General features: G+C 69.4%; 23 protein-coding genes. 13 read left to right on the plus strand and 10 right to left on the minus strand.

Annotated features, from left to right (window positions below; translation table 11 throughout):
- The first annotated feature begins 26 nt into the window (after nt 1-26).
- From IE325_RS22525 to IE325_RS22535, 4 genes are all read left to right on the plus strand, one after another.
- The gene (locus tag IE325_RS22525; protein ID WP_190071813.1) at nt 27-1,706 is read left to right on the plus strand and encodes an NAD-dependent malic enzyme; all 1,680 of its coding nucleotides are present in this window, start codon (nt 27-29) and stop codon (nt 1,704-1,706) included.
- Nucleotides 1,703-2,317: a lyase family protein gene (locus IE325_RS46675; RefSeq protein WP_268256364.1), complete on the plus strand. Its 615-nt coding sequence runs from the start codon at nt 1,703-1,705 to the stop codon at nt 2,315-2,317. Before IE325_RS22525 ends, IE325_RS46675 begins: the two co-directional genes overlap by 4 nt.
- Complete coding sequence (locus tag IE325_RS46680; RefSeq protein WP_268256365.1) at nt 2,260-3,168, plus strand: class II fumarate hydratase; 909 nt, start codon at nt 2,260-2,262, stop codon at nt 3,166-3,168. The genes IE325_RS46675 and IE325_RS46680 overlap by 58 nt, the downstream gene beginning before the upstream one ends.
- A gap of 85 nt (nt 3,169-3,253) precedes the next feature.
- Nucleotides 3,254-3,898 carry a dihydrofolate reductase family protein gene (locus IE325_RS22535; RefSeq protein WP_190071814.1) on the plus strand — a complete coding sequence of 215 codons (645 nt, stop codon included), beginning with the start codon at nt 3,254-3,256 and terminating at the stop codon, nt 3,896-3,898.
- A 34-nt stretch (nt 3,899-3,932) separates the two neighbouring features.
- Here the strand turns inward: IE325_RS22535 and IE325_RS22540 are convergent, their stop codons facing one another.
- Complete coding sequence (locus IE325_RS22540; RefSeq protein WP_229911925.1) at nt 3,933-4,637, minus strand: alpha/beta fold hydrolase; 705 nt, start codon at nt 4,635-4,637, stop codon at nt 3,933-3,935.
- A 301-nt stretch (nt 4,638-4,938) separates the two neighbouring features.
- Here IE325_RS22540 and IE325_RS47070 point away from each other — a divergent pair, with 301 nt between their 5' ends.
- The 6 genes from IE325_RS47070 (at nt 4,939) to IE325_RS22570 (ending at nt 12,226) form a co-directional block, all read left to right on the plus strand.
- Complete coding sequence (locus IE325_RS47070) at nt 4,939-5,553, plus strand: galactose-binding domain-containing protein (RefSeq protein WP_373315198.1); 615 nt, start codon at nt 4,939-4,941, stop codon at nt 5,551-5,553.
- 313 nt (nt 5,554-5,866) lie between these two features.
- Nucleotides 5,867-6,553, plus strand: coding sequence for a hemerythrin domain-containing protein (locus IE325_RS22550; protein ID WP_229911926.1), 687 nt, complete (start codon nt 5,867-5,869; stop codon nt 6,551-6,553).
- Nucleotides 6,554-6,773: 220 nt separating this feature from the next.
- Complete coding sequence (locus IE325_RS22555; RefSeq protein WP_190071816.1) at nt 6,774-9,659, plus strand: AfsR/SARP family transcriptional regulator; 2,886 nt, start codon at nt 6,774-6,776, stop codon at nt 9,657-9,659.
- A 151-nt stretch (nt 9,660-9,810) separates the two neighbouring features.
- Complete coding sequence (locus tag IE325_RS22560; RefSeq protein WP_190071817.1) at nt 9,811-10,293, plus strand: sigma factor-like helix-turn-helix DNA-binding protein; 483 nt, start codon at nt 9,811-9,813, stop codon at nt 10,291-10,293.
- Nucleotides 10,294-10,353: 60 nt separating this feature from the next.
- On the plus strand, nt 10,354-11,208 hold the full coding sequence (locus IE325_RS22565; protein ID WP_190071818.1) for an LLM class flavin-dependent oxidoreductase: 855 nt from the start codon (nt 10,354-10,356) through the stop codon (nt 11,206-11,208).
- Between the two features lie 58 nt (nt 11,209-11,266).
- Nucleotides 11,267-12,226: an acetoacetate decarboxylase family protein gene (locus IE325_RS22570; RefSeq protein ID WP_229911927.1), complete on the plus strand. Its 960-nt coding sequence runs from the start codon at nt 11,267-11,269 to the stop codon at nt 12,224-12,226.
- 15 nt (nt 12,227-12,241) lie between these two features.
- On the opposite strand, the gene IE325_RS22575 is transcribed toward IE325_RS22570, so the two are convergent.
- Complete coding sequence (locus IE325_RS22575) at nt 12,242-12,472, minus strand: hypothetical protein (RefSeq protein WP_190071819.1); 231 nt, start codon at nt 12,470-12,472, stop codon at nt 12,242-12,244.
- Nucleotides 12,473-12,504: 32 nt separating this feature from the next.
- Nucleotides 12,505-13,401 (minus strand): EamA family transporter, encoded by an 897-nt coding sequence (locus IE325_RS22580; protein WP_229911928.1) that lies wholly within the window; start codon nt 13,399-13,401, stop codon nt 12,505-12,507.
- A gap of 54 nt (nt 13,402-13,455) precedes the next feature.
- On the opposite strand from IE325_RS22580, the gene IE325_RS22585 reads away from it, so the two are divergent.
- Nucleotides 13,456-14,001 carry a CGNR zinc finger domain-containing protein gene (locus tag IE325_RS22585; protein ID WP_190071821.1) on the plus strand — a complete coding sequence of 182 codons (546 nt, stop codon included), beginning with the start codon at nt 13,456-13,458 and terminating at the stop codon, nt 13,999-14,001.
- 25 nt (nt 14,002-14,026) lie between these two features.
- Here IE325_RS22585 and IE325_RS22590 read toward each other — a convergent pair whose 3' ends face one another.
- The 4 genes from IE325_RS22590 to IE325_RS22605 form a co-directional block, all read right to left on the minus strand.
- The gene (locus IE325_RS22590) at nt 14,027-14,596 is read right to left on the minus strand and encodes a TetR/AcrR family transcriptional regulator (RefSeq protein ID WP_190071822.1); all 570 of its coding nucleotides are present in this window, start codon (nt 14,594-14,596) and stop codon (nt 14,027-14,029) included.
- Nucleotides 14,597-14,738: 142 nt separating this feature from the next.
- Complete coding sequence (locus IE325_RS22595; RefSeq protein ID WP_190071823.1) at nt 14,739-15,788, minus strand: aldo/keto reductase; 1,050 nt, start codon at nt 15,786-15,788, stop codon at nt 14,739-14,741.
- 116 nt (nt 15,789-15,904) lie between these two features.
- On the minus strand, nt 15,905-16,750 hold the full coding sequence (locus IE325_RS22600; protein ID WP_190071824.1) for an SDR family oxidoreductase: 846 nt from the start codon (nt 16,748-16,750) through the stop codon (nt 15,905-15,907).
- A gap of 335 nt (nt 16,751-17,085) precedes the next feature.
- Nucleotides 17,086-17,871 carry an AraC family transcriptional regulator gene (locus IE325_RS22605; protein WP_373315202.1) on the minus strand — a complete coding sequence of 262 codons (786 nt, stop codon included), beginning with the start codon at nt 17,869-17,871 and terminating at the stop codon, nt 17,086-17,088.
- A gap of 82 nt (nt 17,872-17,953) precedes the next feature.
- On the opposite strand from IE325_RS22605, the gene IE325_RS22610 reads away from it, so the two are divergent.
- Both IE325_RS22610 and IE325_RS22615 read left to right on the plus strand, forming a co-directional pair.
- Nucleotides 17,954-18,772 carry a phytanoyl-CoA dioxygenase family protein gene (locus tag IE325_RS22610; protein ID WP_190071826.1) on the plus strand — a complete coding sequence of 273 codons (819 nt, stop codon included), beginning with the start codon at nt 17,954-17,956 and terminating at the stop codon, nt 18,770-18,772.
- Nucleotides 18,769-19,044 carry a hypothetical protein gene (locus IE325_RS22615; RefSeq protein WP_190071827.1) on the plus strand — a complete coding sequence of 92 codons (276 nt, stop codon included), beginning with the start codon at nt 18,769-18,771 and terminating at the stop codon, nt 19,042-19,044. The genes IE325_RS22610 and IE325_RS22615 overlap by 4 nt, the downstream gene beginning before the upstream one ends.
- Nucleotides 19,045-19,072: 28 nt before the next feature.
- On the opposite strand, the gene IE325_RS22620 is transcribed toward IE325_RS22615, so the two are convergent.
- The 3 genes from IE325_RS22620 to IE325_RS22630 all read right to left on the minus strand — a co-directional run bounded on the left by IE325_RS22620 (nt 19,073) and on the right by IE325_RS22630 (nt 24,736).
- On the minus strand, nt 19,073-21,526 hold the full coding sequence (locus tag IE325_RS22620; RefSeq protein WP_229911929.1) for a SpoIIE family protein phosphatase: 2,454 nt from the start codon (nt 21,524-21,526) through the stop codon (nt 19,073-19,075).
- Between the two features lie 220 nt (nt 21,527-21,746).
- Nucleotides 21,747-22,103 (minus strand): SGNH/GDSL hydrolase family protein, encoded by a 357-nt coding sequence (locus IE325_RS22625; protein ID WP_373315199.1) that lies wholly within the window; start codon nt 22,101-22,103, stop codon nt 21,747-21,749.
- A gap of 401 nt (nt 22,104-22,504) precedes the next feature.
- Nucleotides 22,505-24,736, minus strand: coding sequence for an alpha-L-fucosidase (locus tag IE325_RS22630; RefSeq protein ID WP_190071829.1), 2,232 nt, complete (start codon nt 24,734-24,736; stop codon nt 22,505-22,507).
- Between the last annotated feature and the right edge of the window lie 359 nt (nt 24,737-25,095).

Here is a 25,095-nt window from a genome sequence, read left to right on the forward strand (position 1 = left end):
GCCCCGACACGGACAAGGAGTTCGACATGGCGGAGAGCAACGTACACACCCCTGCGACCCCGGACGTACTGACAGACCCGCTGCGCAACCACGGAGTGGGCTTCACCGAAGCCGAACGCAAGGCGCTCGACCTGACCGGACGTCTGCCGGCCGCCGTGCTCACACTGGAGCAGCAGGCGCAGCGCGCCTACCGGCAGCTACAGGCCCAGGGCAGCGACCTCGCCAAGAACGTCTTCCTCGAACAGCTCCGAGACCGCAACGAAACCCTCTACTTCAAGGTGCTCCGCGACCACCTGCCGGAGCTGCTGCCCGTCGTCTACGACCCCACGGTGGGCAAGGCCATCGAGCGGTACTCCCACGAGTACCGCGGCCCGAGGGGAGTGTTCCTCTCCATCGACGAGCCGGACGCGGTGGAGCAGGCGTTCGCCGGCCTCGGGCTCGGTCCGCGGGATGTGGACCTGATCGTCTGCTCCGATGCCGAGCAGATTCTCGGCATCGGCGACTGGGGCGTGGGCGGCATCGAGATCGCCCTCGGCAAGCTGGCCGTGTACACCGCCGCCGCCGGAATCGACCCCAGGCGTGTCGTAGCCGTGTCCCTGGACGTGGGCACAGACCGGGAATCGCTGCTGAAGGACCCGCTCTACCTGGGCAACCGCTTCCCCCGCGTGCGCGGCGCCGCGTACGACGCCTTCATCGGCAGGTACCTGCGCACCGCGTCCTCCCTGTTCCCGGACGCCCTGCTGCACTTCGAGGACTTCGGCCCGAGCAACGCCCGCCGCATCCTGGAGGCGTACCGGGACCAGTACCGGATCTTCAACGACGACGTGCAGGGAACCGGCGCGATCACCCTGGCCGCCGTCCTCGCCGCGGTGAAGGTGAGCGGCGTACCCATGCGCGACCAGCGACTGGTCGTCTTCGGCTCCGGTAGCGCGGGCGTGGGCATCGCCGACCAGCTGCGCGACGCCATGGTCCGCGACGGCGCGAGCGAGGAACGGGCCACCGCGCAGGTCTGGCTCATCGACAAACAGGGCCTTCTCACCCGTGACATGCAGAACCTGCGTGACTTCCAGCAGCGCTACGCCCGCGACCCCGGCGAGGTCGACGGCTGGGCGGACGGCGACGACGGCATCTCCCTGCTGGAGACCGTGCGCCGGGTCAGGCCCACCATCCTTCTCGGCACCTCGACCGTGCCCGGCGCCTTCACCCAGGACGTCATCGAAGCCATGGCCGCCGGCACCGAGCGTCCCGTCGTCCTTCCGCTGTCCAACCCGACGTCGCAGATCGAGGCCATGCCCGCCGACGTCCTCGCCTGGGCCAAGGGCAAGGCGCTGGTTGCCACCGGCATCCCGGTGGACCCCGTCGAGTACGGCGGCGTGACCCACCGGATCGGCCAGGCCAACAACGCCCTGCTCTACCCCGGGCTCGGGCTCGGCACCGTCGTCGCGAACGCCGCCCGGGTGACCGACGGCATGCTGCGCGCCGCCGCACAGGCCGTGGCCGACCAGGTCGACCCGTCACAGCCGGGCGCAGCCCTGTTGCCGCCGGTCGAGGACCTGTGGGAGTCGTCCGCCCGCACCGCCACCGCGGTGGTCCAGGCGGCCATGGACGAGGACATCGCCGGCAACCGTCCCTCCGACCCCGCACGGGCCGTCCGCGAGCGGATGTGGGAGCCGGTCTACGAGAAGGAGGAGGCCGGAGCCGTATGAACGCGCGAGACACACGCGGCACCGACGTGCCCGAGATCCGCGACGTACCCATCGGCCTGCACGCGACCGGCACCCGGCGCGAGACCGACTCCATGGGCGCCGTCGACGTGCCCGCCGACCGGTACTGGGGCGCACAGACCCAGCGGTCGCTCACGCACTTCTCCATCGGCGACGACCACATGCCGAAGGAGGTCTACCACGCGTACGGCCACGTCAAGAAGGCCGCCGCGATCGTCAACGGGCGTGCCGGGCGGCTGCCCGCTTGGAAGGCCCGCCTGATCGAGCGGGTGGCGGGCGAGGTCATCGCGGGCGAACTGGACGACCACTTCCCGCTCTACGTCTGGCAGACGGGATCGGGCACTCAATCGAACATGAACACCAACGATGTGATCGGCAACCGTGCGATCCAGCTCGTCGGAGGCGAACTCGGCAGCAAGACGCCGGTCCACCCCAACGACCACGTCAACATGGGGCAGTCCTCCAACGACACCTTCCCGGCCGCCATGCATATCGCCGCGGTCAAGGCGGTGCACGAGGACCTGCCCCCCCCAGCGTGCGGGCACTGCAGCAGGCCATCACCGACAAGGCGGAGCTGTGGCGCGACGTGGTGAAGATCGGCCGTACGCACCTCGAAGACGCCGTCCCGCTCACCGTCGGCCAGGAATGGTCGGGCTATGCCCCCCAGCTGGAGCAGGCGTGCGAACGCGTCGTCGACTCCTCGGCGGGGTTGCTCGAACTCGCCATGGGCGGCACCGCGGTCGGTACCGGTCTGAACGCACCGGAGGGCTTCGCCGAGCAGGTCGCGGACGAGATCGCGCGGGCGACCGGGTTCTCCTTCACCACGGCGCGGAACAAGTTCGCCGCGCAGGGCGGACTCGATGCCATGGTGGGCGCCTCATCCGGGCTGCGCGCGCTGGCGGTGCCGCTGATGAAGATCGCCAACGACATCCGCTGGCTCGCCTCAGGACCGCGCTGCGGGCTCGGCGAACTGGTTCTGCCGTCCAACGAACCGGGCTCCTCGATCATGCCCGGCAAGGTGAACCCGACCCAGTGCGAAGCCATGGTCATGGTGTGTATCCAGGTGCTCTCCGAGGACCAGGCCATCGCCTTCGCCGGTTCGCAGGGCAACTTCGAGCTGAACGCCATGCGGCCGGTCATCATCAACGACTTCCTGCACATGACCGGCATCCTCGCCGACGCCTGCGCCAAGTTCCGCGAGTACTGCGTCGAGGGCGCCGAGCTGGACCGGGAGCGGATCGAGGAGTACGTCGACCGGTCGCTCATGCTGGTCACCGCGCTCTCGCCGGTGATCGGCTACGACAAGGCGTCCGCCATCGCGCACCGGGCGAACGACGGGGGAACCACCCTGCGCGCGGCCGCGCTGGCCTCCGGCTACGTCAGCGGGGAGGAGTTCGACCGGATCGTCGATCCGACGGCCATGGCCGGCCCGACCCCCGCGTGAAGCCGGGTACGGTCACAGCGATGAGTCCGCCCGCGCTCACAGGTCTACCTCCCGAAGGAGACAACCAACTCATCGGGAGCAGGACATGGGCCTCATCGACATCGAGATGTTCGCGACCCTCGACATGGTCGGGCAGTCGCCCGGCGGCCCCGACGAGGACCCGGTGGGGTTCCCGTTCGGCGGCTGGCAGGCGCCCCTGCTGGACGAGGTCGCCGGGGCGCAGATCGGTGCCGCGTACGAGGGCACGGACGCCCTTCTGCTCGGCCGGCGGACGTACGACATCTTCGCCGCCTACTGGCCGCACCAGAAGGGCGGCGAGGACAACGAGATCGCCACGCTCTTCAACAGCGTCCCGAAGTACGTGGCGTCCCGCGGCAAGCCCGACCTCTCGTGGGCCGGGTCCACGCAGCTCGGCCCGGATCTCGCGGGCGCGGTGCGCGAGATCCGTGACCGGCACCAGCATGTGAAGGTCGTCGGGAGCCTGAACCTGGTGCAGACCCTCCTGCGCGAGAAGCTCTTCGACCGACTCGACCTCTGGGTGCACCCGATCGTGCTCGGCGTCGGGAAGAAGGTGTTCGAGGGTGGCGCGGTGCCCACGAACGTCACACTCCTCGAACCGCCGACAGCCAGCCCGAAGGGGACCGTGTACCTGCGCTACGGGCTGTCCGAAGGCACACCCCGGACGGGAGACATGAGCGCACCCGACCGCGGCCTCGGACGCGACGACTGACGCCGCGTCCGCACGCCGTCCCGCCCGTGAACGATCAGGCCCGCACGATTTCGTCCCGGAGCAGTCGAGCCAGTTCCGCCGGGCGGCTGAGGAACGGCGAGTGCGAGGAGCGCAGGCGGCGGACGCGCCGGGCGTGCCTCGCCATCTGCTCCTGGAGGGGTGGTGGGATGGCGACGTCGTCCTCACAGAGAACGTACGTGCTGGGCACCGTGCGCCACGCCGCTTTGGTGAGCGGTTGGTTCACGGCCGGCAATGACTGGTGGCCGAGCCTGGCGACGCACCGCTCGGCCAGGCCCTGGTCCACATCGCCGTACAGCACACGCACGGGGTCGTGGACCTCGAAGTGGCCGAGGTCAGGACTGCCCGGCCGCTCATGCACGTCCCAGTCGGGCGGATGGGCCCCGTTGACCAGGGACAGCAGCGTGTCTCCCACGTCCTGCATCAGTGCGCAGAGATAGACGACCCTGCGCACGTCACCCGCCGATCCCGCGGCCTGGCTCACCGGACACCCTCCGTAGGAGTGTCCGACGACCACGGTCGGACCGCCGATCGCCTCCAGGGCCTCCGCGATCACCCCGGCGTCGTCATAGAGGTCGCCCAGCGCCGCAGGGTCCGGGCCACTGCTGGGCAGCGCGACCGTCCGCACGTCCAGGTCGGGCAGCTGGTCGATCAGCGGCTGCCAGCACCAGGGGCCGTGCCAGGCACCGTGGACGAGCAGAAGCGCGGGGGCGGGGCTCACAGGCGTCTTTCTACTAAACATTTCAAACAACCGCATGCGGTGTGTGCGGGGGAGAGGGCCGAAGCAGGCAGCGGGGTCGATGATGTCGACCGGACAATTCCGGCCGCCAGTCGCATCCGCAATTTCCCAGCCGTTCGGCCCGGAACCGATGCGCGTAGCTGGGGACTGTTCCCTACGTTCGCTACAGCCAAGCCCCGCACGCCAAGATCTGTCGGGTCCGTCGCGTCACCCGTCGCGACGGACCATCGTCACCACGGGCACCACCCTGCTCGCCGGCTTCGGTCTCGGTTCCGTCGTTCCCGTGTCGAATACCGCTGCGGCCCCCACCGGCGCTCCAGCCGAACCTTTCACCCACGGTGAGCCGGCGCTGTACCGGCCGGTCTCGGTCTCGTCGACGGCCTACGCTGCCACGCCTGGCTCCTTCGTGGTCGATCGTCTCTCTTCCGCAGGCGTCAAGGGCAGTGAGTGGCGCGCTGAGGGCGGCGACCCGCAGTGGGTGGCCGTCGACCTCCAGGCGGCCTGCGAGGTCACCCAAGTCCGCCTGACCTTCGAGGCCGATGCCTCCGACCCGGTGTACACGCCGCCCACCACCGGCAACGTGCACAGTGGCACCACCGGCAAGGAGATCCAGTCGAGCTACTCACTGGTCTTCGTGTACCGCACCACGGCCGGCACCGGCGGCGTCGTGGACAGGCAGTTCGGCAGGAGCAGGACGGCAGGGGTGGACGTCGCGGGGGACACCGCCAAGGCGTTCGTCGCGGAATGGACGAACGACCTTCCGGACCTGCATCTGCTGGTGGTCACCCTGGAGGACGCCAGGGGCGGGGAGGTGTCGCGGAACACCTACTGGCGCTATGGCAGCGCCTCGGCCCTGCAGCGCCTCAACAAGCCTCCGCCGCCTCGGCGGCGGAGGTGAGGCAAGTGAAGCTGACCGGCGCCGTCACCAAGGTGTCACGCTCCGGCGACCGTCACGAGCTGACAGCGACGGTCCGCAATCAGGGTTCGGCGGTGGCCGCCATGGTGCCCCGGTTCCGGCCGATCACGTCGGATTCGGGGCACGGCTCCATTCATCGGGCAGGGCTGCCCCGTAGTCGGCGGAGGTGCGCCGTGTGAACCCCGGGCGCGCTCTGTGTCGTGTCAGAACTGACGAGCAGCACGGCGCGGATCCAGGACAGGCGCCGCGCATCGTTCCCGATTCCTGCCCACGATGACGCAGGAAAGAGGTCCACATGAGTCCGGCCGTCGATGAGCCCATGGCGGATGTGCGCGACATGTATATGGCGCACACGATGCTGCGCCGGGAGTTCCGTCTGCTTCCCGAGCTCACCCGGGATGTGACACCGGGTGATGCACAGCGGGCAGCGGTCGTCGCCGCCCATGCTGAATTGCTGTGCTCCGTGCTGCATCTCCATCACGAGGGCGAGGACCTGTTGTTGTGGCCCCGTCTGGTCCAGCGGGCCGGTGAAGAGGCGGCGGACATCGTGCCCACGATGGAGGAGCAGCATCACGCGATCGACCGGATTCATACCGAGGTGGCGAAGCTCCTGCCGCCGTGGCGTGCCGCGGGAGAGGGCGGTGAGGAGCTCGCGGAGGCGTTCGAGCGGTTGCTGTCCGTTCTCCTCGAACATCTCGAACTGGAGGAGAGGGAGATTCTTCCCCTGGCCCAGAAGTACGTCACCGCCGCGGAGTGGAAGCAGCTCGGCGAGCACGGACTGGCCCATAGTCCCAAGAAGACGCTCCCTCTGACCTTCGGCATGGCGATGTACGAGGGCGACCGCGACGTGCTCAGGAGTGTGCTGGCCGAGGCTCCCCTGCCGGCCCGCCTGATCATGCCGGTCCTCGCCCCCCGGCTTTACGCCGCGCACGCCAAGCGCGTCCACGGCACGTCCACCCCACCTCGTGTCGGCACGAGCTGACACACGGGCGAGACCGCTCAAGGGGTGGCGTTGCCGCGAGAACGGGGAAGATCTGGCGGGTGTTGGGCGTAGTGAACGCCACCAGGTGCCGTCTTCCTGCTGCGGCGCGGCCTCGACGGAGGCGCGGCCGAGAACACGCTCGGTGGAGGTGAGCCGTTGCTCGAGGGGAAAAGCGGCGTCCTCCACCGGGTGTGTCGGAAGCGCCTGTCATCGTTGTCTCATGGGGGACTTTGTGCGTACGCGCTTTTCCGTGCTGGGCCCGCTGAGAGCCTGGCGCGGCGACGCCGAGCTGGTGCTGGGACCACCCAAGCAGCGCGGTCTGCTCGCGTTGCTCCTGACCCAGCCGGGCCATCCGGTCACCGTCAACGAGATCGTCGACGTGCTCTGGGGACAGGACCCCCCGGACAGTGCCGTCAACGTCGTACAGCGCCACATCGGCGCGCTGCGTCGGCTGCTCGAACCGGATCTCCCCGCGCGCGGCGAGTCACGGTGGCTGGTGCGCGGCTCGGGCGGCTACCGCCTCGAAGTGGACCCCGACTGCCTGGACTTGCTCCGCTTCCGGAGCCTCAGGCAGAGCGCGGCCGCGTGCGAGGAACCGGTCGCGGCCACCGAGCTGTTGATCAAGGCGCTGGCCCTGTGGCGCGGACCCGCGGCGTCCGGAATCCCCGCCGAGATCAGGGCTCACCCGGCCTTCGCCGCCGTGGACGGCGAGCACCTGGCCGTGGTCAAGGAGGCGGCCGAATGGGCTCTGAAGGCCGGGCCCGACCTCGGCGCGCGCGTGCTCGTCACCCTCCGGCAGGCGGCCGCGCATCACCTGCTCGACGAGGCGCTGCAGGCAAGGCTGATCCTGGTACTCGCGGCCACCGGGCATCAGGCGGAGGCCCTGGACGTCCACCGCACCGTACGCGACCGGCTCGCGGACGAGCTGGGCGTATCGCCCGGCGCCGAGCTGCAGGCCGCCCACCAGCAGGTGGTCAACCGGACCCGGGCCAGGGACCTCCCGGCACCGACCAGCCGCCCGGAACCGACCGACGAGGCCGAGCCGGAGCAGGACACCGCCGTCACGGTACGGCCCGCCCAACTCCCCGCGGACCTGGTGTCCTTCACCGGGCGCCACCGTGAACTGGCCGACGTCCAGGCGTTGTTGCCAGGCGAAGACGCCTCGACGGTGGTCATCAGCGCGATCGGCGGCATGGCCGGCGTCGGCAAGACCGCACTGGCGGTGCACTGGGCCCACCGGATCGCCGACCGCTTCCCGGACGGGCAGCTCTACATCAACCTGCGCGGCTTCCACCCCACCGGCTCGATCATGAGCCCGGCCGAGGCTGTCCGGTCCTTCCTCGACGCCCTGGACGTCCCGGCACAGCGCATCCCGGCAGGGCTGGACGCCCAGGCCGCGCTCTACCGCAGCCTGCTCGCCGACCGGCGGATGCTGATCGTGCTGGACAACGCCCGCGACAGCGAGCACGTCAGGCCGCTGCTGCCCGGTGCGCCCGGCTGCCTGGTCATCGTCACCAGCCGCCATCAGCTGTACGGGCTGGTGGCCGGCGAAGGCGCGCACCCCGTCACCCTGGACGTGCTGAGCGGGGCGGACGCACTGGAGTTGCTGTCGCGTCGGCTCGGTGCCGAACGGGTCGCCCGCGAACCCGACGCCGCCACGCGGATCGTGGAGTCCTGCGGTGGTCTGCCCCTGGCACTGGCCATCGTCAGCGCCCGGGCGGTCGTCAACCCGTCCTTCCCGCTCGCCTCCATCGCCGCGGAGCTGAGGGAGAGCCAGGACACCCTGGAGGCGTTCACCGGGGAGACTCCGGCGGCGAACGCCCGCAGCGCGTTCTCCTGGTCGTACGGCCTCCTGACCCCGGCGGCCGCCCGCCTGTTCCGGCTGCTCGCGCTGCATCCGGGACCCGACTGCTCGCTCGCCGCCGCCGCGAGCCTGGCCGGACAGCGGCCCGGCCAGGTGCGGCCCCTCCTGGCCGAACTGGTCCGGGCCCATCTGCTGTCCGAGCCGGTGCCCGGCCGCTACGGCTGTCACGAACTCCTGCGCGCCTACGGCACCGAACTGGGCCAGGACCAGGACCCGGCACAGGAACTGAGCACGGCCCGGCGCCGGATGCTCGACCACTACCTGCACAGCGCGCTCGCCGCGGACCGCGTCCTGGCACCCAGCCGGGAACGCATCGAACCGAACCCCCACGCGGCCGGGGTGACCGTCGCGCGGTTCACCGACCAGGCGGGCGCGGCGGACTGGCTGGCGGACCACCGCTCCGTCCTGCTCGCCGCGATCGAGCAGAGCGCCCGGCATGGCTGCGGTGAGCACACCTGGCAGCTGGCCGCGGCACTGGAGATGTACCTGGACCGCAACGGCTGCTGGCAGCAACAGCTCACCGCGCAGACGACGGCGGGCAACGCGGCGCAGAGCCTGGGAGACCTGCGCGGCCAGGCGCACGCCCACCGGGCGCTCGGCTTCGTCAGCGGCCGGCTGGAACACTGGGACGAGGCGGACGCACACCTTTTCCGCGCGCTGAAACTGTTCGCCGAGATCGGCGACCCGGCCGGTCAGGGCAGGGTCCACCGCTACTTCGCCTTCCTCGCCAACGGACGGCACCGCCACGAGGACGCCCTGGGCCACTACACACGCGCGACCACGCTCTACAGCGAGGCCGGCCGGCGCAGCGGAGAGGCCAGCGTCGCCAACGAGATCGGGTGGACGTACATCCTCATGGGCAAGTACGACAGTGCCCTGCAGGAGTGCGGTCGTGCCCTCGTGGTCCACCAGGAGATCGGGGACCGCAACGGCGAGGCCGCCGCATGGGACAGCCTCGGCTACGCCCACCACCACCTCGACGAACACGGCCAGGCGCTCGAGTGTTACGAGCACGCGCTGACGCTGTACCGGGCGATCCGCGACCGCTACCTGGAAGCCGACACCCTCGTGCACATCGGCGACACCTGCCATGCCGCCCGCCGGCCCGCCGAGGCAGAACTCGCCTGGCGCCGAGCGCTGGGCATCCTCGACGACATCGGTCATCCCGACGCCCGGCACGTGCGGGACAAGCTGACGCCCGACGCGGCACCCGCCACCGGCGAGGAACCCCGACAGCGCTGATCAGCGCGCGTCAGAAATCCGTCAGCGTTCCGGAAGTGGCCCCTGCCTATGCTCACCGCGCACCGCTTCACCCGTGCTCTGGCATCCAACTCCCGTGTGGACACGAGCCGTTGACGGCGACGCGGACGGCTTGCCCCTCAGGAACCGGAACATGAACACGACCCTTGCGACGGACGCTCCTTCGGCTGCCCGTCGGCAACAACTGCTGGCCACGCTGATGTCCGAACACCGAACGGCACTGCTCGGCTACGCCGAGAAGCTGCTGAAAGACCGCCATACGGCGGAGGACATCGTGCAGGAAACCCTCATCCGCGCGTGGCCGCACGCGGAGCGCCTCTACAGCACCGAGGGTTCCGTCAGGAGCCACGAGACCGTCGGCGCCGAGCAGCGGGACGTCACCCTGCCCGACCACGCCGACGCCGTGCTGACCTCCGTGCAGGCGACCACGCTGCTGCGCCGGCTCTCCCCGGAACACCGCGAAGTCCTCCTGCACACCTGCCTGTACGACCGCACCGCCCAGGACACGGCCCGCATCCTCGGCATACCCGCCGGAACCGTCAAGTCCCGCCGGCACTACGCCCTCGACATTCTGAGGCGCCAGGGGAGTGACGAGCACCCGAACCGGACGCGCTGAGACGAGTCGTCTCAGCGACGCGGGCACAGATTCACCCGACATCAACTAGGAGCAGAGTTCGTGAAGATCGGCATCGGTCTGCCCAACCAGGTCCGCAACGTACGGCCCACCGTCATCTCCGAGTGGGCCAGGCGTTCCGAGGAGGCGGGCTTCTCCACTCTCGGAAGCGTCGGCCGTATCGCCTATCCGGGCGTGATGGACACGGTCGCGCTGGCCGCCGCGGCGGGTGCCACCAGCAGGATCGGGCTCATCAGCAACGTCCTGCTCGGCCCCGTGTGGCCCCCCGTCCTGCTGGCGAAGGAGGCGGCGAGCATCGACGCGGTCTCGGGCGGCCGCTTCATGCTCGGCATCGGCCTCGGCGGACGGGCCGACGACTTCGTCGTGGACGGACTCGGTCCGCGTGGCACCGGCAAGCGGCTCGACCATGACCTGGAGGTCTACAAGAGCCTGTGGCGCGGCGAGATCCCGCCCGGCTGCGACAACCCGGTCGTGCCCGAGGGCACCCGAGAGGTGCCCCTGCTGTTCGGAGGCATGGTCCAGGCGTCGTACGAGCGCGTCGCCCGGTCGGGGCAGGGGTACATCGGCGGCTCGGTGCCTCCCGCCATGGTCGGCCCCGCCTTCGACGCGGTACGCACGGCCTGGAAGGACGCCGGGCGCGACGGCGATCCGTATCTGGTCGCCATCGCCTACTGCGCCTTCGCGGACGTCGAGGCCGGACGCGCCAGTGTCCGGGACTACTACACGACGGCCGGTGCCGAGGTCGCCGACTTCATCGCCTCGGGCGTCAGCGGGGGAGCGGACGCCGTCCGGGCGACCGTCCGGGCGTTTGAGGACATCGGCGCCGACGAGCTCGTGTTCAACCCGACGAGCGACGACACCGACGAGGTGGCCAGGCTGGCCGACGTAGTGCTGTAACCGGGGACCGACCACGGTGGCGCGCATCCGATTGAAACAGACACGGGGAGGAATTCCGATGCAACAGGCTTCGAAGGAACTGGGAAGACGGGGACTGATCGCCGGGGGAGTGGCCGCCGTCATGGGGACGGGCCTGGTGCCCTCCGCCTCGGCAGAGGAGGCCGAAGCCAGCGGTACACAGGCAGCGGCACTCACCGTAGTGCCGGAGGACGAACTTCGGGGCTACAGCCTTCCGCTCTCCGCTCGCGGGACCGCCAACATCGTGGGACCACCTCCGTGGCACTACGTTGGCAACGTTGTCGGGGTGGAGTTCTGGACCTCGCCCGAGGCCGCCGAACGTGCGCTGCCCGCGGGATTGACCCCCGATCCCGTGTCGCCGGGACACGGGTATGCGCTGTTCATCGACTGGCAGTTCTCCGCAGCACACCAGGAGTACCTCGACCCGGTCCGCAGCCAGTACGCCGAGTGCCTGGTGCTGCTCGACGCGCGATGGCACAACACTCCGGTGGCCTGGTGTCCCTTCATCTGGGTGGACAACGACGCCGCTCTGGCCCGCGGCTGGTTCCAGGGCTTCCCCAAGAAGCTCGGCAGCATCCAGCAGACCAGGGCCTGCTCAGTGGCCAGTCAGGCCGCTCCGGTGGTCGGCGCGGGAGGCACGTTCGCCGCCGCGGCATCCGTGGCGGGCCGACGGCTGGCGGAGGCGAAGGTCACCCTGGAACGGACGACGGACACCCTGCCTGCGCTCGGCCGCCCGATCGTCAACCTGCGGCACTTCCCGCGCCTGACCGCCGGCTGCTACGACGATCCCGCCGTGCACGAGCTGACCATGTCCGTCCTGGACGATCCGCGGGTCGCCGAATGCTGGACCGGCGACGGAAGCCTGAGCTTCTTCCCCGTGCCCGGCGAGGAGCTGGCCGACCTGGCCGTCAGCCGCACGGGCGCGGGGTTCCGGGGTGCTCTGTCGTACACGGTGACGGACTTGAAGATCCTCACCGGCCCGGACGCGCCCACGAACTGACGGGTGCGGGGCTGGTCAGGGTGCGGCGGCGCGGGCCGGTCGTGGTCGGCGGACGAGGGTCTTGACGATCTCTCCGTCGACAACGACGACTTGGCAGCCGCACCCGCCGGAGCAGTACTCGACCTCGCCTTGCGAGGTGAGGTGCCGCGACAGCAGGGTCCACCACCGCATCTGCCCGGAGATCGGACTCCGGCAGAAGGGGCAGTGGTCGTCATCCGAGAGCGTGACCATGGACGTGGAAGCCATGTCACCACGGTGAGGTAATACTCTAGAACGCTTCAACCATTACATTGGACGCCGGTTGTGCGGCTCGGATTCGCCCGGCGCAGCGACCAGGCGCCCGCCACGACGATCAGTGCCATGGCGGCCAGCTGGCGCGCCGTCAGCTGTTCGTGGAGCAAGGCGAATCCGATACCCGCCCCCACCGCGGGGCTCAGCGCGAGGAGTACCCCGAAGGTGCGTGCGTCGATGCGCCGCAGGAGGGTCATGTCCAGCGAGTACGGAATCAACGAGGACAGCAGAGCCACCGCGGCCCCGGTGCCCAGAACGGCAGGGTGGGCTGCCACGTCCTGACCGTCGGTGAGGACGGTGACCGGGGCCAGCACACAGGCGCCGCATGCCAGAGCCAGAGTGAGGCCGGTCCAGTCGGCGAACAGACGCCCGACCCGCTGATTCAGCAGCACATACCCGGCCCGGCACACAGCCGCGGTGATACCGAGCGCGACCCCGACTGCGGGAAGGGAGGCGCCCGGTGCGGCCAGCAGCAGTACGCCGGCGAGTGCCAGCAGGGCCGCCATGACATGCTCTGGCCGGCGGGACAGCACGATCGACAGCCCGAGCGGGCCGAGCAGCTCCAACGTGGCGGCCACTCCGAGCGGCAGATGGCCGATGGCGTGAAAGTACGTCAGGTTCATGGCCGCGAGAACCAGGCCGAGGCAGACGGCCGCTCGCCACTGCCGGGCCGTCACCTGCCGCAGTCGCGGCCGGACCAGCAGCCACAGGAACGCCGCGGAGAAGACGATCCGCATCCCGGCCAACGCCGTCGGGCCCACGGTCGCATATGCCTCTTTGGCCAGAGCCGAACCCACCTGCAGGCTGAAGATCTGGCCCAGCATCAGGGCCGGCGCCACTGCGGCATCCCGTCGATCCGGGCGGGCACTCTGCACCGTGGGCACCTCCGGTCTCCTGCGGGCTGCGCGTCGCCACGCCCACGGTGCTGTAATAGGCTTATGCACTTCAACCATTACGGCGGGGAGGCTGCCCGACTGGCCGCGGACCTGGCCAACCTCACGGAACCGCCGGGCCCCTCGGAACTCGAACCGCTGCTCGCCGCACACGGAATAACGCGCCGTGTACTGACCGTCGGACAGGCGAAGGAGGTCTGGGAGTGGAGCCGGCGCCTGGCGGCCTGCTTCGGGTCGCAGGAGCTCGACCGGCGGTGCCAGGCTGTCAACGCGTTGCTCGCCGACTCCTCCAGCAGGCCCTGTATCTCGCTGCACGACGGCAGCCCCCATCTGCACTACAGCACCGCCGACGCCGATGCCGCCGCCCACATGCGAGCCGTCACGGCCGCCGGACTCGCCTACGTGGTGTGCTTCGCGGACGCCGGTCGGCTGGGCCGCTGTGCGCGCCAGGGCTGCGGACTGGCCTTCGTGGACACGTCCCGCAACGGCCGTCGCACCTACTGCTCGGTGCGCTGCGCCAACAACGACGCTGTGGCACGACATCGCGGACGACACCGGGGCGAAGCCCGGCCGACGACGCAGAACACCTGACGACCGACAGCCCGGCCGAGGTGCGTCACTTGGTCGGCATCAGCCGCTCGGTCAGCGCCTGCACCGACGCGATCACGGCCGCGCGGTGCCGGTTGAGCCGGGCCTCCTCGTCGTCGCCCGTGGGGTTGCGGATGGCGGGAGGTGTGAACAGCCAGGCCTGGGCGGCGGCGAGCGCGATCATGAGGGCGTCCATGCCGGTTTCCAGATCGGTACCGTGCGCGTCGGCCACGGCCTGCGCCTTGGTGAGATGAGCCTCCAGCTCCTCTGCCGAGGCTTCCGGCCGCTCCAGTGTCTTCCACTGGGTGAGCCGGATGAGGTCGGGATCCTCGATGAAGGCGTCGAACAGGGCACCGGCATAGGCGGCCAGGTCGTCCGGGGTGAAGGGCACGACGTCGGCCAGGACGCGGATGCGGGCTTCCAGGACGGCGTCGAAGAGGTTGTCCTTGGAGCCGTAATAGGCGTAGATGGCCTGCTTGTTGGCGGGCGCGTTCTTGGCGATGCGCTCCACGCGTGCCCCGGCGAGTCCGTATGCGACGAACTCCTGGTGTGCGGCCTTCAGCAGTCGCGCACGCGTCGCGGAAGAGTCATAGCCCATGAGACCAGCCTAAAATACAAACGTCTGGATGGAAAACTTCTCCCCAGCGCTCCGCCCTCTCCTCCGCACGGCCCGAGGCCCTGGGGCGCGGGCCCGGTGAAGGGGATGCGCCACAGGGCAGGGGTCGTGCGGGACGGAGTGGTCAGACACCGGCCTTGACGCCGTTGATGACCGTCGTGCCCTGCTGGGCGGGGACGCCGAGGGTCTTGAGGAAGGGAAGGGGGAAGCTCAGGGCCGGTGCGGTGAGGGCGTCGAGTTCGGCGAGGTGGTCGGCGGAGAGGGTGACGTCCAGAGAGGCCAGGTTGGCTTCGAGCTGGGCCACCGTGCGGGCGCCGATGACCGTGGCGGTGGTCAGGGGCTGCTGGCGCACCCAGGCCAGTGAGGCCGCCGCGACCGTGGTGTCCAGTTCCTTGGCGATGCGGAACAGCACGTCGAGGAGAGCAAAGGTCTGCTCGTTGAGATGGCGGCCGACGAAGACACCGCGGCCGGAGCCCTCGGGGTTGTGGTCCTCACGGGTGTACTTGCCGGTCAGCACACCGTTGGCGAGCGGGCTCCAGGGCATTACGCCGAGGCCGAGTTCCCGCGCCGCGCCGAACAGTTCGCCCTCCGAGGTGCGCTCCAGCAGCGAGTACTCCAGTTGGAGGGCGGCGATCGGTGTCCAGCCGCGCCATTCGGCGAGGGTCGCCATGCGCGCCACCGCCCATGCCGGGGTGTCGGAGAGGCCGACGTAGCGGATCTTGCCCTCGCGGACGAGGTCGTCCAGCGTGGACATGGTCTCTTCCAGCGGGGTGTGCTGGTCCCAGTTGTGCTGCCAGTACAGGTCGATGTAGTCGGTGCCGAGCCGCTCCAGCGAGGCGTCGATGTGCTTGCGAATGGCCTTGCGGCTGGTGCCGCCGTTGTTGGGGTCGGTGGGATCCATCGAGAGGGCGACCTTGGTCGCGATGACGAGCCGGTCGCGCTGCTCGGGGTTCTTGCGCAGGTAGGAGCCGATGACCTGCTCGGAGCGGCCCTCCATGTACCGGTTGGCGGTGTCGATGAAGTTGCCGCCCGCGTCGATGTAGCGCGCGAGGATGTCGAGCGAGGTCGGTTCGTCGGCGCCCCAGGAGGGGTCGCCGAAGGTCATCGTGCCGAGCGCGAGGGGGCTGACGCGAAGGCCGGTGCGTCCGAGCGTGCGGAAGTCGGTGAGGCTCATGGTGAAAGCTCCTTGAATCTGCTGAGTGAGAGGCTGCAAAAGGCGGCAGAACAACGGCAGTTGTGTATGGGGTGGGCCCGAGGAGGAAGGGGAGGCCCCGTCGAGCTCCGGTGGTGCTACTTGGCGTAATCGGTGGCGAACGCGACGGGCTTCGTGCTCTCCAGATCTGCGAGCCTGCGCTCGAGTGCGCTCTTGATTGCCGTGTAGGAGTCGCTGCCAAGTGCAAGGCGCAAGGGGGCCGGGGTGACGTCCGCGGAGTCGATGATCGCGGTCGCCACCTTCTCGGGGTCACCGGTCGCGTCGGCCGTCAGGTTGCCGCCGGTCGCCTCGATGTACTGGCGTATCTGTCCGACCGGGGTCACGGCGTAGGCGTCGATCGCCGGCGCGATGGAGAGTGCGGCGCCGAAGTCGGTGCGTACGACACCGGGTTCGATCATCGTGATCGCGATGCCGAACGGCGCGACCTCGGGGGCCACCGATTCCATGAAGCCCTCCAGGCCCCACTTGGAGGCGTGGTACATGCTCGCGCCCGGTGTGGTGATCTGGCCGCCCATCGTGGAGGTCTGGATGAACCGGCCGCCGCCTTGGGCCCGCAGGTGGGGAATCACCGCGCGGGCGAGCTGGATCGGGGCCGTCATGTTGAGGGCGATCTGCTGCTCGATCGCGGCGTCCTCCATCTCCTCGGCGGCGCCCACGGCGCCGGAGCCGGCGTTGGAGAAGACGACGTCCACCCGGCCGAGTTCGGCGAAGACACGGTCGACCACGGCGCGCAGGGCCTTGGTGTCGGTCACGTCGAGCTGGGCCGTCCAGAGCTGGTCGCCGTACTGCTTGATCAGCTCCTCCAGTCGCTCGGTGCGCCGGGCCACGGCGGCGACTCTGTCACCGCGCTGTAGAAGCTGTTCCGCCACCTCACGGCCGATGCCGGACGACGCCCCGGTTACCAACCACGTGCTCAAAGCCATTCCTCCAGCTGAATCGACTGACTGCGTGCGTTCTGGTGCGACGGATGGCTGCTGACGGCCGGTTGCGGCCGTTCCATCCATCCGGTTGGTTTTAACGTAACGCGCTTCGTCGGAGAAAACAACCGGATGGTTTACATCGTCGGCGGCGACGTGGACGATGTTTGATCGGCCGTAGGCCGTTCTTCTGCATGGGGCTGGTCGGGCGGCTGGCGCCCGGACGAGCTGTGGCAGTTGTTTCCGGGCCTGGTGTGCGACGCCGGCACGTGGACTGGGGACTCAGCGCCCGCTGCCGAGGACCTCTGCGCCGGCATCGGCCTCCCCCCGGCAGATGCCGCTCATGGTCCTGGGTCGTCGGGCCCCGCAGCGGCGGCCGCGCGTACCTCGCGTGGGCTCGCGCCGAGTTCGCGGCGGCAGGCCTTGTTGAAGGCCTGGAGGTCGGCGATGCCCACGGCCGCGGCGATGGCGGTGATGGACAGGGTGGAGGACAACAGGAGGTGGCGGGCGCGTTGAAGGCGTCGGTGCCGGATGTACGACACGACCGTGAGGCCGGTTTCGGCACGGAACACGCGCGTCAGATGGGTGTGGGAGATGCCGACGGCGCGAGCGACGTCCGGTACGGACAGCGGGCCTGCCAGGTGTTCCTCGACGTAGGCCTGGGCGGCTGCCACGAAGGGGTGGCGGCGCCCGGCTCCCTCGCCCCTCGGCAGCTCGGCGATGCGCCACAGAGCGGTCCAGACCTCGGCCGTGGCTCGTGGGGGAGAGGTCGGCATGGCTGTCACGGCGTGTCGGAGCAGGTCGGCGAGGCGGGTGCTCTCGGCCGCGGCGTCCTGCATCACCGGCACCACCCGCGCGGTTCCGCCGTCGTGTAGCCGCAGGTGGACGTAGAAGTGTTCCGACCTGCCGCGGTAGTGGAAGTGCACTTCCGTGTTCGGCGGCACGAGGCTGACGTGGCCGGGGCGAATGGGGTGGACCGACTGTCCGAGGGACAGAGCACCCTCGTAGTGGTAGAGGTGCAGCTGCCACAGGTCGGGCAGCCGGAAGACGTCATGGGCGGTGTAGACGCCGTGTACCCCGATGCCGGCATCGATCACGATGGGCGCCTCGTCGAGCCGTAGCGTCACGTGCTTCACGAGGATGGAAATTTACCAGCACTGGACGATTTCAGCCCACGACCGAGCGGCATGGGGCACGTAGGTTCGTCGCATGTCAACCAGTAAGCGACTCCTGACGTCGGTTCAGGTGGCACGCTTCGTCGCGCAGGGATTTCTGCGCCTGGACGGGGTGGTGCCGCAGGAGATCAATGAACGGGCCATCGCGGCCCTGACCGAGGGCCTGCCGGAGGTGTCCTACGGCACTCCGCTCGGCGGGGCGTTCGCGCCGGACAGCTTCGTTCGCGAGCTGCTGGCCCTGCCGGTCGTCGCGGGCGCTGTCGAGAGCCTGGTCGGCCCCGAGCCGACCGTCGACCACCATGCCGTGCATGTGCGCGAGCCGTACGAGGGACAGGCGCAGAACCTCCACGGGGACGCGATCATCGACGTACGGCCGGACGCGTTCGACATCCAGCTCATGTACTACCCGCACGAGGTGACCGCCGAGATGGGCGGGACCCTCAGTGTGCCCGGAAGCCATCTGCGCAGGATCAACGAGACGGACATCGGCCGCGTCCAGAACCTCAGGGGCCAGACGCGGCTGACCTGCCCCGCGGGCACGGTCGTTCTCTTGCACCACGGCATCTGGCACAGTGGCCGCCGCAACGACACCGCGGGCCGGCGCTACATGTACAAACTCCGCCTCAACCCGACCGTGCCGCAGGTGCGTCTGTGGGACGTCTCCGACCTGCACGACCCCGCGGTGACCGCGGAGCTCAATACGTACTTCCCCTGGTACGAGTGGGCCACGGGCCGACTGGAGATCTACAACCGGGTCCTGCTGTGGCGTGCTCTGACCGGCGACGACTCGTTCGATGTCGAGTACTGGGTCACGCGCGTCAGCAACCGGCCGGCCCTGAGGAGTCACGCATGAGGCAGCAGGTTCTGGTCCTCTATCTCGCGACGTCGGCGCTGGACTCCGACGTCGTGGGCTGGTCACGATACGACGGGACCGGCAGGGGTCGTCCTACGACCGGTGACAGTGACGAGCCGCCTTACCCGACCGGGCTCGCCGCACTGCACGACGGGTGGCGCCTGTTCCAGGCATCCCAACTGCTGCCGCCTCAGGCGGGTCACGAGTACGACGTCTCCTTCCTCAAGCACGAGTTCTTCTTCGAGAAAGTGGAGGACGGCCCTCGTCCTTGATCCGGCGCCGGCCCCGCGAGCTTGGGTCTCAGTGCGGCTCGGACTGGGGGAGGGTCTGCGCGCACCAGATCGTCTTGCCGTTGGTGGTGTGCCGGGTGCCCCACCCTTGGGTGAGCTGGGCGACGAGCAACAGGCCCCGGCCGCCCTCGTCGAAGGCGCGGGCCCGGCGCAGGTGCGGAGCGGTGTTGCTGGCGTCGGAGACCTCGCAGATCAGGGAGGTATCGCGAATCAGCCGCAGCCTGATCGGTGGCTCGCCGTATCTGATGGCATTGGTGACCAGCTCGCTGACGACCAGTTCGGTGACGAACGACGCCTCCTCCAGGCCCCAGGCATCCACCTGGTCGACGGCGAATTTCCTGGCGTGCGGCACCTGCGCCGGGTCGGGCTCGACGTCCCAGTCGGCGACGTGCCGGGGGTCCAGCGCATGGGTGCGAACGAGCAGCAGGGCGGCGTCGTCGGTGCGGCGAGCGGGGAGCATGGCGCCGATCACCGTGTCGCAAAGGGCCTCCAGTGAAGTGGCCGAGTGGTTCAGGACCCGCTGTAGTTCGGCGATCCGCTCATCGGCGTCGCGCTCGCGGCTTTCCAGCAGTCCGTCGGTGTAGAGGGCGAGCAGGCTGCCCTCGGGCAGTTCGAGCTCGGTGGCCTCGAAAGGCAGACCACCGATACCGAGCGGCGGTCCCGGCTGGGCGGGTACCGGGGTACTGGTGCCGTCCGGGGAGATGATCAGCGGCAGGGGATGGCCGGCACTCGCCAGCGTGAGGCGCCGGGATACGGGGTCGTAGACGGTGTACAGGCAGGTGGCGCCGGACTCGCCGGTCGGCTGGAAGTGGCTGTCGGGCTGGAGGTCGCCGGCGAGATGCAGGACCAGGTCGTCCAGGTGGGTCAGCAGTTCGTCGGGTGGCAGGTCCACGTCGGCGAGGGTGCGGACCGCCGTACGCAGCCGGCCCATGCTGGCCGAGGCATGCAGGCCGTGGCCGACGACATCGCCGACGACCAGGGCGACCCGGGCGCCGGACAGCGGAATGACGTCGAACCAGTCACCGCCCACTTCCGTGCCGGTCCCGCCGGGCAGGTAGCGGGATGCCACCTCGACGGCCTCCTGGTTCGGCAGTCCCTGCGGCAGCAGGCTGCGTTGCAGGGTCAGCGCTGTCGTGCGCTCGCGTGAGTACCGGCGGGCGTTGTCGATGGCGACAGCCGCCTTGGCGGCCAGCTCTTCGGCGAGGATCAGGTCGTCGGCGGTGAAGGCTTCGGGCCGGTCGAGGCGGGAGAAGGCGACGACGCCGAGCAGCGCGCCGCGTGCCCTGAGCGGCACGGTGATCCGGCCCGTCAACCCGTCCGCGGCGATGGATGCGTCGATCACCGGGTTGCCCGGTGGCCAGTGCGCCGGATCGGCGGCAAGACCGGGTCCGAAGGCCCATTCGCCGCCGAGGCCGGGTTCGGCGGCGAGCTCGACCGTGGACCGGCCGGTGGCCATGCAGAGGGCGGCGACGGAACCGGGAAGGTGCGTGACCGGCGTCGTGGGCCCGTGAGCGCGGTCGGCGCCCTCCTTCGCGCTGTGCTGTGCGGCACGGCTGAGCCCGATCGTCTCGCCGAGGGTGAACGCGGACACGGAGGGCGGTTCTTCTCCGCGCAGCACCTCGTCGAAGAGATCCACGCTGACGAGGTCGACGAATCCCGGTACCGGGGTCATGGCCAGTTCCTGGGCGGTGCCGATCACATCGAGTGTCCGGCCGATGCCGCCGCTGGCCTTGTTGAGGAGGAGCAGGCGTTGCCGGGCCCAGTACTCGGCGCTCATGTCGAATCCCCAGTTGGCGACCGCCCGGACCCTGCCCTCGGCATCCCGGACGGGCCAGATGCTGGTGGCCCAGGCATTGGCGTAGTCACTGCCGCGAGGGCGGAAGACGGTGATGAGACGCGCGGGCTCGCCCGTCCTCGCCACTTCCGAGAGCTTGTCGGTGTAGGGCTTGTCGTCCCTCTCGGGAAACAGTGTGCGGTCGAATTCGGGCAGCACCTCGCGGTACTTCCTGCCCAGGACCTGCTCCTCGGAGTGCGCGATCACCCGGCCCGAGGAGGCGTTGATCCAGAGGAACCTCAGCTCAGGGTCGTACACCCCCAGAGCGAAGGGGCACTGCTCGAAGGCCCGGTCGGCGATCACCGGGCGGCGTCCCCAACGCTGGATGGTCACCACATGGCCCAGTGCCCGCCCGTCGGGGCCGGACAACGGGTGAGCCGTCACCACGGCGTCCACCGTGGAACCGTCCCGGTGGCGTACGGGGGTGAAGTCGGTGGTGCCGGGGCCGGAGCCGTAGCCCTCGGGGAAGCCAGGTGGTGGGGGAGTGACCAGCAGGTCGGTCACGGGGCGTCCGACGGTGTCCTCCGCCGTCCATCCCAGCAGCAGCCGGCCCCCCTCGCTCCAGCCGCTCACCCTGCCGTCCGGATCCACCACGACAGCGGCAGTGGGGGCGTCCTGCCTGTCGGCCATCTCCACGAACCACGCCTCCGTCCGGACAGCCGTGCCCGTCAGGGCTGGTTTCCAGCGGCTGCTTCCAGGCTAGATCGGCCCACGCTGCATGGCGCTCCGGCTGGTGCGTTCGGGGTGCCGGGTGCGGGTGCCGGAGCGATCGGGGTCGGGGTCTGAGCGTCGGCCGGGGGGAGAGAACCCCAGGTCAGCGGCTCAAGGCACTCTTGGTTGGTCGGTGTCGTCACCAGCCTGTCGGAAGGCCGGTGATGAACGAGGTGAGCCGTTCGGCGATGAGCCGGTCGTCGTGGGCCGAGTAGTGCCAGTCGCAGCCGAGGTAGTCCAGGCCCGAGTCGTCGAGGAACCAGTAGCGGACCCCGCCGTAGGCGCTGCGGTAGGCGGCCGCGAGGCTGTCGGGCGTCCACGGCTCGCCGGGGTTCGCGGCGGTCGAGAAGTCTTTGGTGCCGAGGTTGATCACCACGGCCTGGAGGCGCCACGTGCCCGGGTTCTGCCAGACGTCGCCGGGCACGTTCTGCAGGGCACGGTCGTAGTAGGTCCGATAGGTGACGTCCGTCCGGCCGCCGTTGTAGTTGCGGACCATGCCGAGGCCCGAGTAGCCGTTGAAGGTTGCCGTAGCCGACGGTGAGGGAGTCCCCTATGAACTCGATCTGGCGGTCGCGGGCGGCTGGTTTGGTCAGTACGGCACCGCCGGGCGCGGCCACGAAGCCCTCGAAGGTGCACGGTGCTTCCGGTGTCCTTGACCCGCCCCGCGGTGTGCGTCTGCGCCAGCACGCCCGTGGTGTGGACCGGTTGCCACTGCTCGTTGGCCCCGCCCCGGTTGGCCAGCACGTACCAGCCGTTGGGATCCACGGTGGCCGCCCGCGCCTTCCCGGCAGCACCGAGCCCGCTCAGGAGCGCCACCATCAGGACGGTCACCGCGACGACCTCGCGTCCATGGCGAGGCCGTCGGATGCCCACAGTGCAATCGGACCACTCCGCCGACTACAGCGCGGTGAAGGTCCACAGCAGGTTGGTGCTGCTGCCGTACGTCCACTGCTTGGTGATGGAGCCCGAGGCGACGTTGCCGCCGCCGTCGAGTACCAGGCCGGTGGTGCGGTTGGCGATCGAATAGTGGTCGCCGCCCCGGTGGGTGATCTTCCACTGCTGGTTGGTGCCGCCGTTCCAGGGAGCCTGCCGGGCGGGGGAACCGTCGGCGGTGGCGCCCCAGCCGTCGGCGACCATGCCGTTCGTGCGGTTGACCAGCCTGTAGTAGCCGCCCTCGACAGCCTCCGCATGCCACTGAAGGTTCGGACTGCCGTCCCAGGTCCACTGCTTGAGGTTGGATCCGGAGGCGACGTCACCGCCGCTGTCCAGCGCGAGAGCGTCGGTGACGTTGGTGATCCGGAAGTACGTCGCCGGGTTGAACCGGACCCTCAGTGAGACGATCTGGTCGTTGTTTCCGGTGACCCTGAGGTCGGGGTTGTCGGCGGTGAAGGTCCAGGAGGTTCCGGTGAAGTCGTCGCCGGAGTAGCCGATCACCTGGTAGCCGGGGGCCGGCCGGAGGGAGGAGAGGGTGCGCGGGCCCGCTCCGGCCGCGGTCAGGTCGGCCGCGGTGTAGTCGCCGAGGGTGAGCACGGCCGAACTGCCGGTGTAGTTGACGTCCGTACAGGCGATGGCGCCGACGAGCGGCCGCAGGCCCGGGATCGTGCCGGAGAAGGCGAGCTTCAGCACGTAGGCGCCCGCGTTGTACGGGGCCGAGGACGGCAGGGTGACCGTGAGGCCGGAGGAGTTCTGGGTCGGGGTCGGCAGGTCGATATAGGTGTCGGCGGTGTTGCCCAGGAGCTTCACCGAGGTCAGCGAGGAAAGGTTGATCCGGTCCGCGCTGAGCGTCTTGATCGTCAGGGAGCTGCCGGGCCAGCCCAGGACGGTGGCGTACAGGACGTTGTTCGCCTTGCTGCGGGTGAAGCGGATGTCCTGGGCGGTGCCGGCGTGCGGGGTGGTGAACGAGCCGCCGCCCATCTTCGTGGGGCCCTCGCCGTACGCCGTCCAGGCGCGGGTCGCGTAGATCGACTCGCCGAAGCGCTTCAGGTGGTCTCCGATCCCGAGCAGGATGTCCTTCTGTGCCTGGGGGATGGTGCCGTCGGCCATCGGCGCGATGTTCAGCAGCACGTTGCCGTTCTTGCTGACCCGGTCGATGAACGAGTGCAGCATCTGCTGGATGGTGTAGTAGCCGATGCCCTGGGTGTAGCACCAACTGCTGCTGGAGATGCTGTCGTCGGTCAGCCAGTACGGGGTGGTGAGGTCGGCCGGGCCGCCGCGCTCGTAGTCGAAGACCTCGCCCTTGCCGTTCATGCCGTCCTTGTACGTGGCGACGACCTCACGGCCCCAGCTGCCCGCCTGGTTGTAGTAGTACGCCAGGAAGTTGAGGCGCTGTTGCTCGTCGACGGCGCGCAGATTGAAGTCCTGCCACAGGATGTCGGGCTGGGCGCGGTCGATGACCTCCTTGAGCTTGTCGAACCAGAGCTGGTTCTCCGCGGCCGAACCCAGCTGTCCGTACAGCTTCTTGAGGCTTGGGTCCGTCTGGGCGGGGGCGAACTCGTAGAAGCCGGTGAAGTTGTACGCATGGTGCATGGCCACCAGCAGCTTCAGATCCTTGGCGCGGATGGCCGTGGAGAAGAGCCTCAGCAGATCCAGTCCCGGGCCCTTGTCCACCGAGTTCCACTCGTTGACCTGGCTGTCCCACATGGAGAAGCCGTCGTGGTGCTCGGCGACGGGGCCGGCGAACCTGGCGCCGGCGTCGACGAACAACTGCGCCCATTCGTCGGGGTCGAACTTTCCGCCGTCCGACTTCAGCTTCGGCGCGAACTTCACGGTGTTGCCCGCGAGGTCCTTCGCCCCGTTGATGAAGTTGTGGTAAGGCCACGCCGACGGCTGGCCGTAGGTTGCGATGTGGTGCTGGTTGGCGCCGTCTCCGGCCCGGTACATGTTGCGCGGGTACCACTCGTTGCCGAAGGCGGGAACGCTGAAGACGCCCCAGTGGAAGTAGATACCGAACTTCGCGTCCTGGAACCACTCCGGGGCGGGCGGGTGCTGGTCGACCGAGTTCCAGTCGGGCGTGTACGTGCTGGGCGCCGCCTGGGCGACACCGGCACCGAAGCCACCTCCGGCAACGGCCGCCGTGGCCACGGAGATTGCGGAGGCCAGGAAGTGGCGTCTGTTGATCGAGCTCGACATGGGCACATCCCTGATGCGGAAGGGGACAGGGGGAAGGCAGGGTCACGCACGAAGGTCGGCCATGTCGCCCGGGGATGTCAACCAGTGTGCAGGGATGAAAGCGAGTAACTCTTCGGATCGTTCGGCCTATTTGTTCATCTCTGGCATGTATCGCGACCGCACAAACATGGCATGTCTCGTAGGTCCTTCATGGCTGACCCGAGTCGCCGAGTGGCAGTGCCGGTCTGCCCGCACGCGGTGGCGTCGGCCTGTGCGAGATGGTGCAGCACCTGTCGATGTTCGATTACGTCGCCGTCTCCTGCATGATCGAGGACCGGGTCATCGAGTACGTCGACCACCTGCACGAGCACGCCGGGTCC

Source organism: Streptomyces lanatus, assembly GCF_014655715.1.
GTDB lineage: Bacteria > Actinomycetota > Actinomycetes > Streptomycetales > Streptomycetaceae > Streptomyces > Streptomyces lanatus.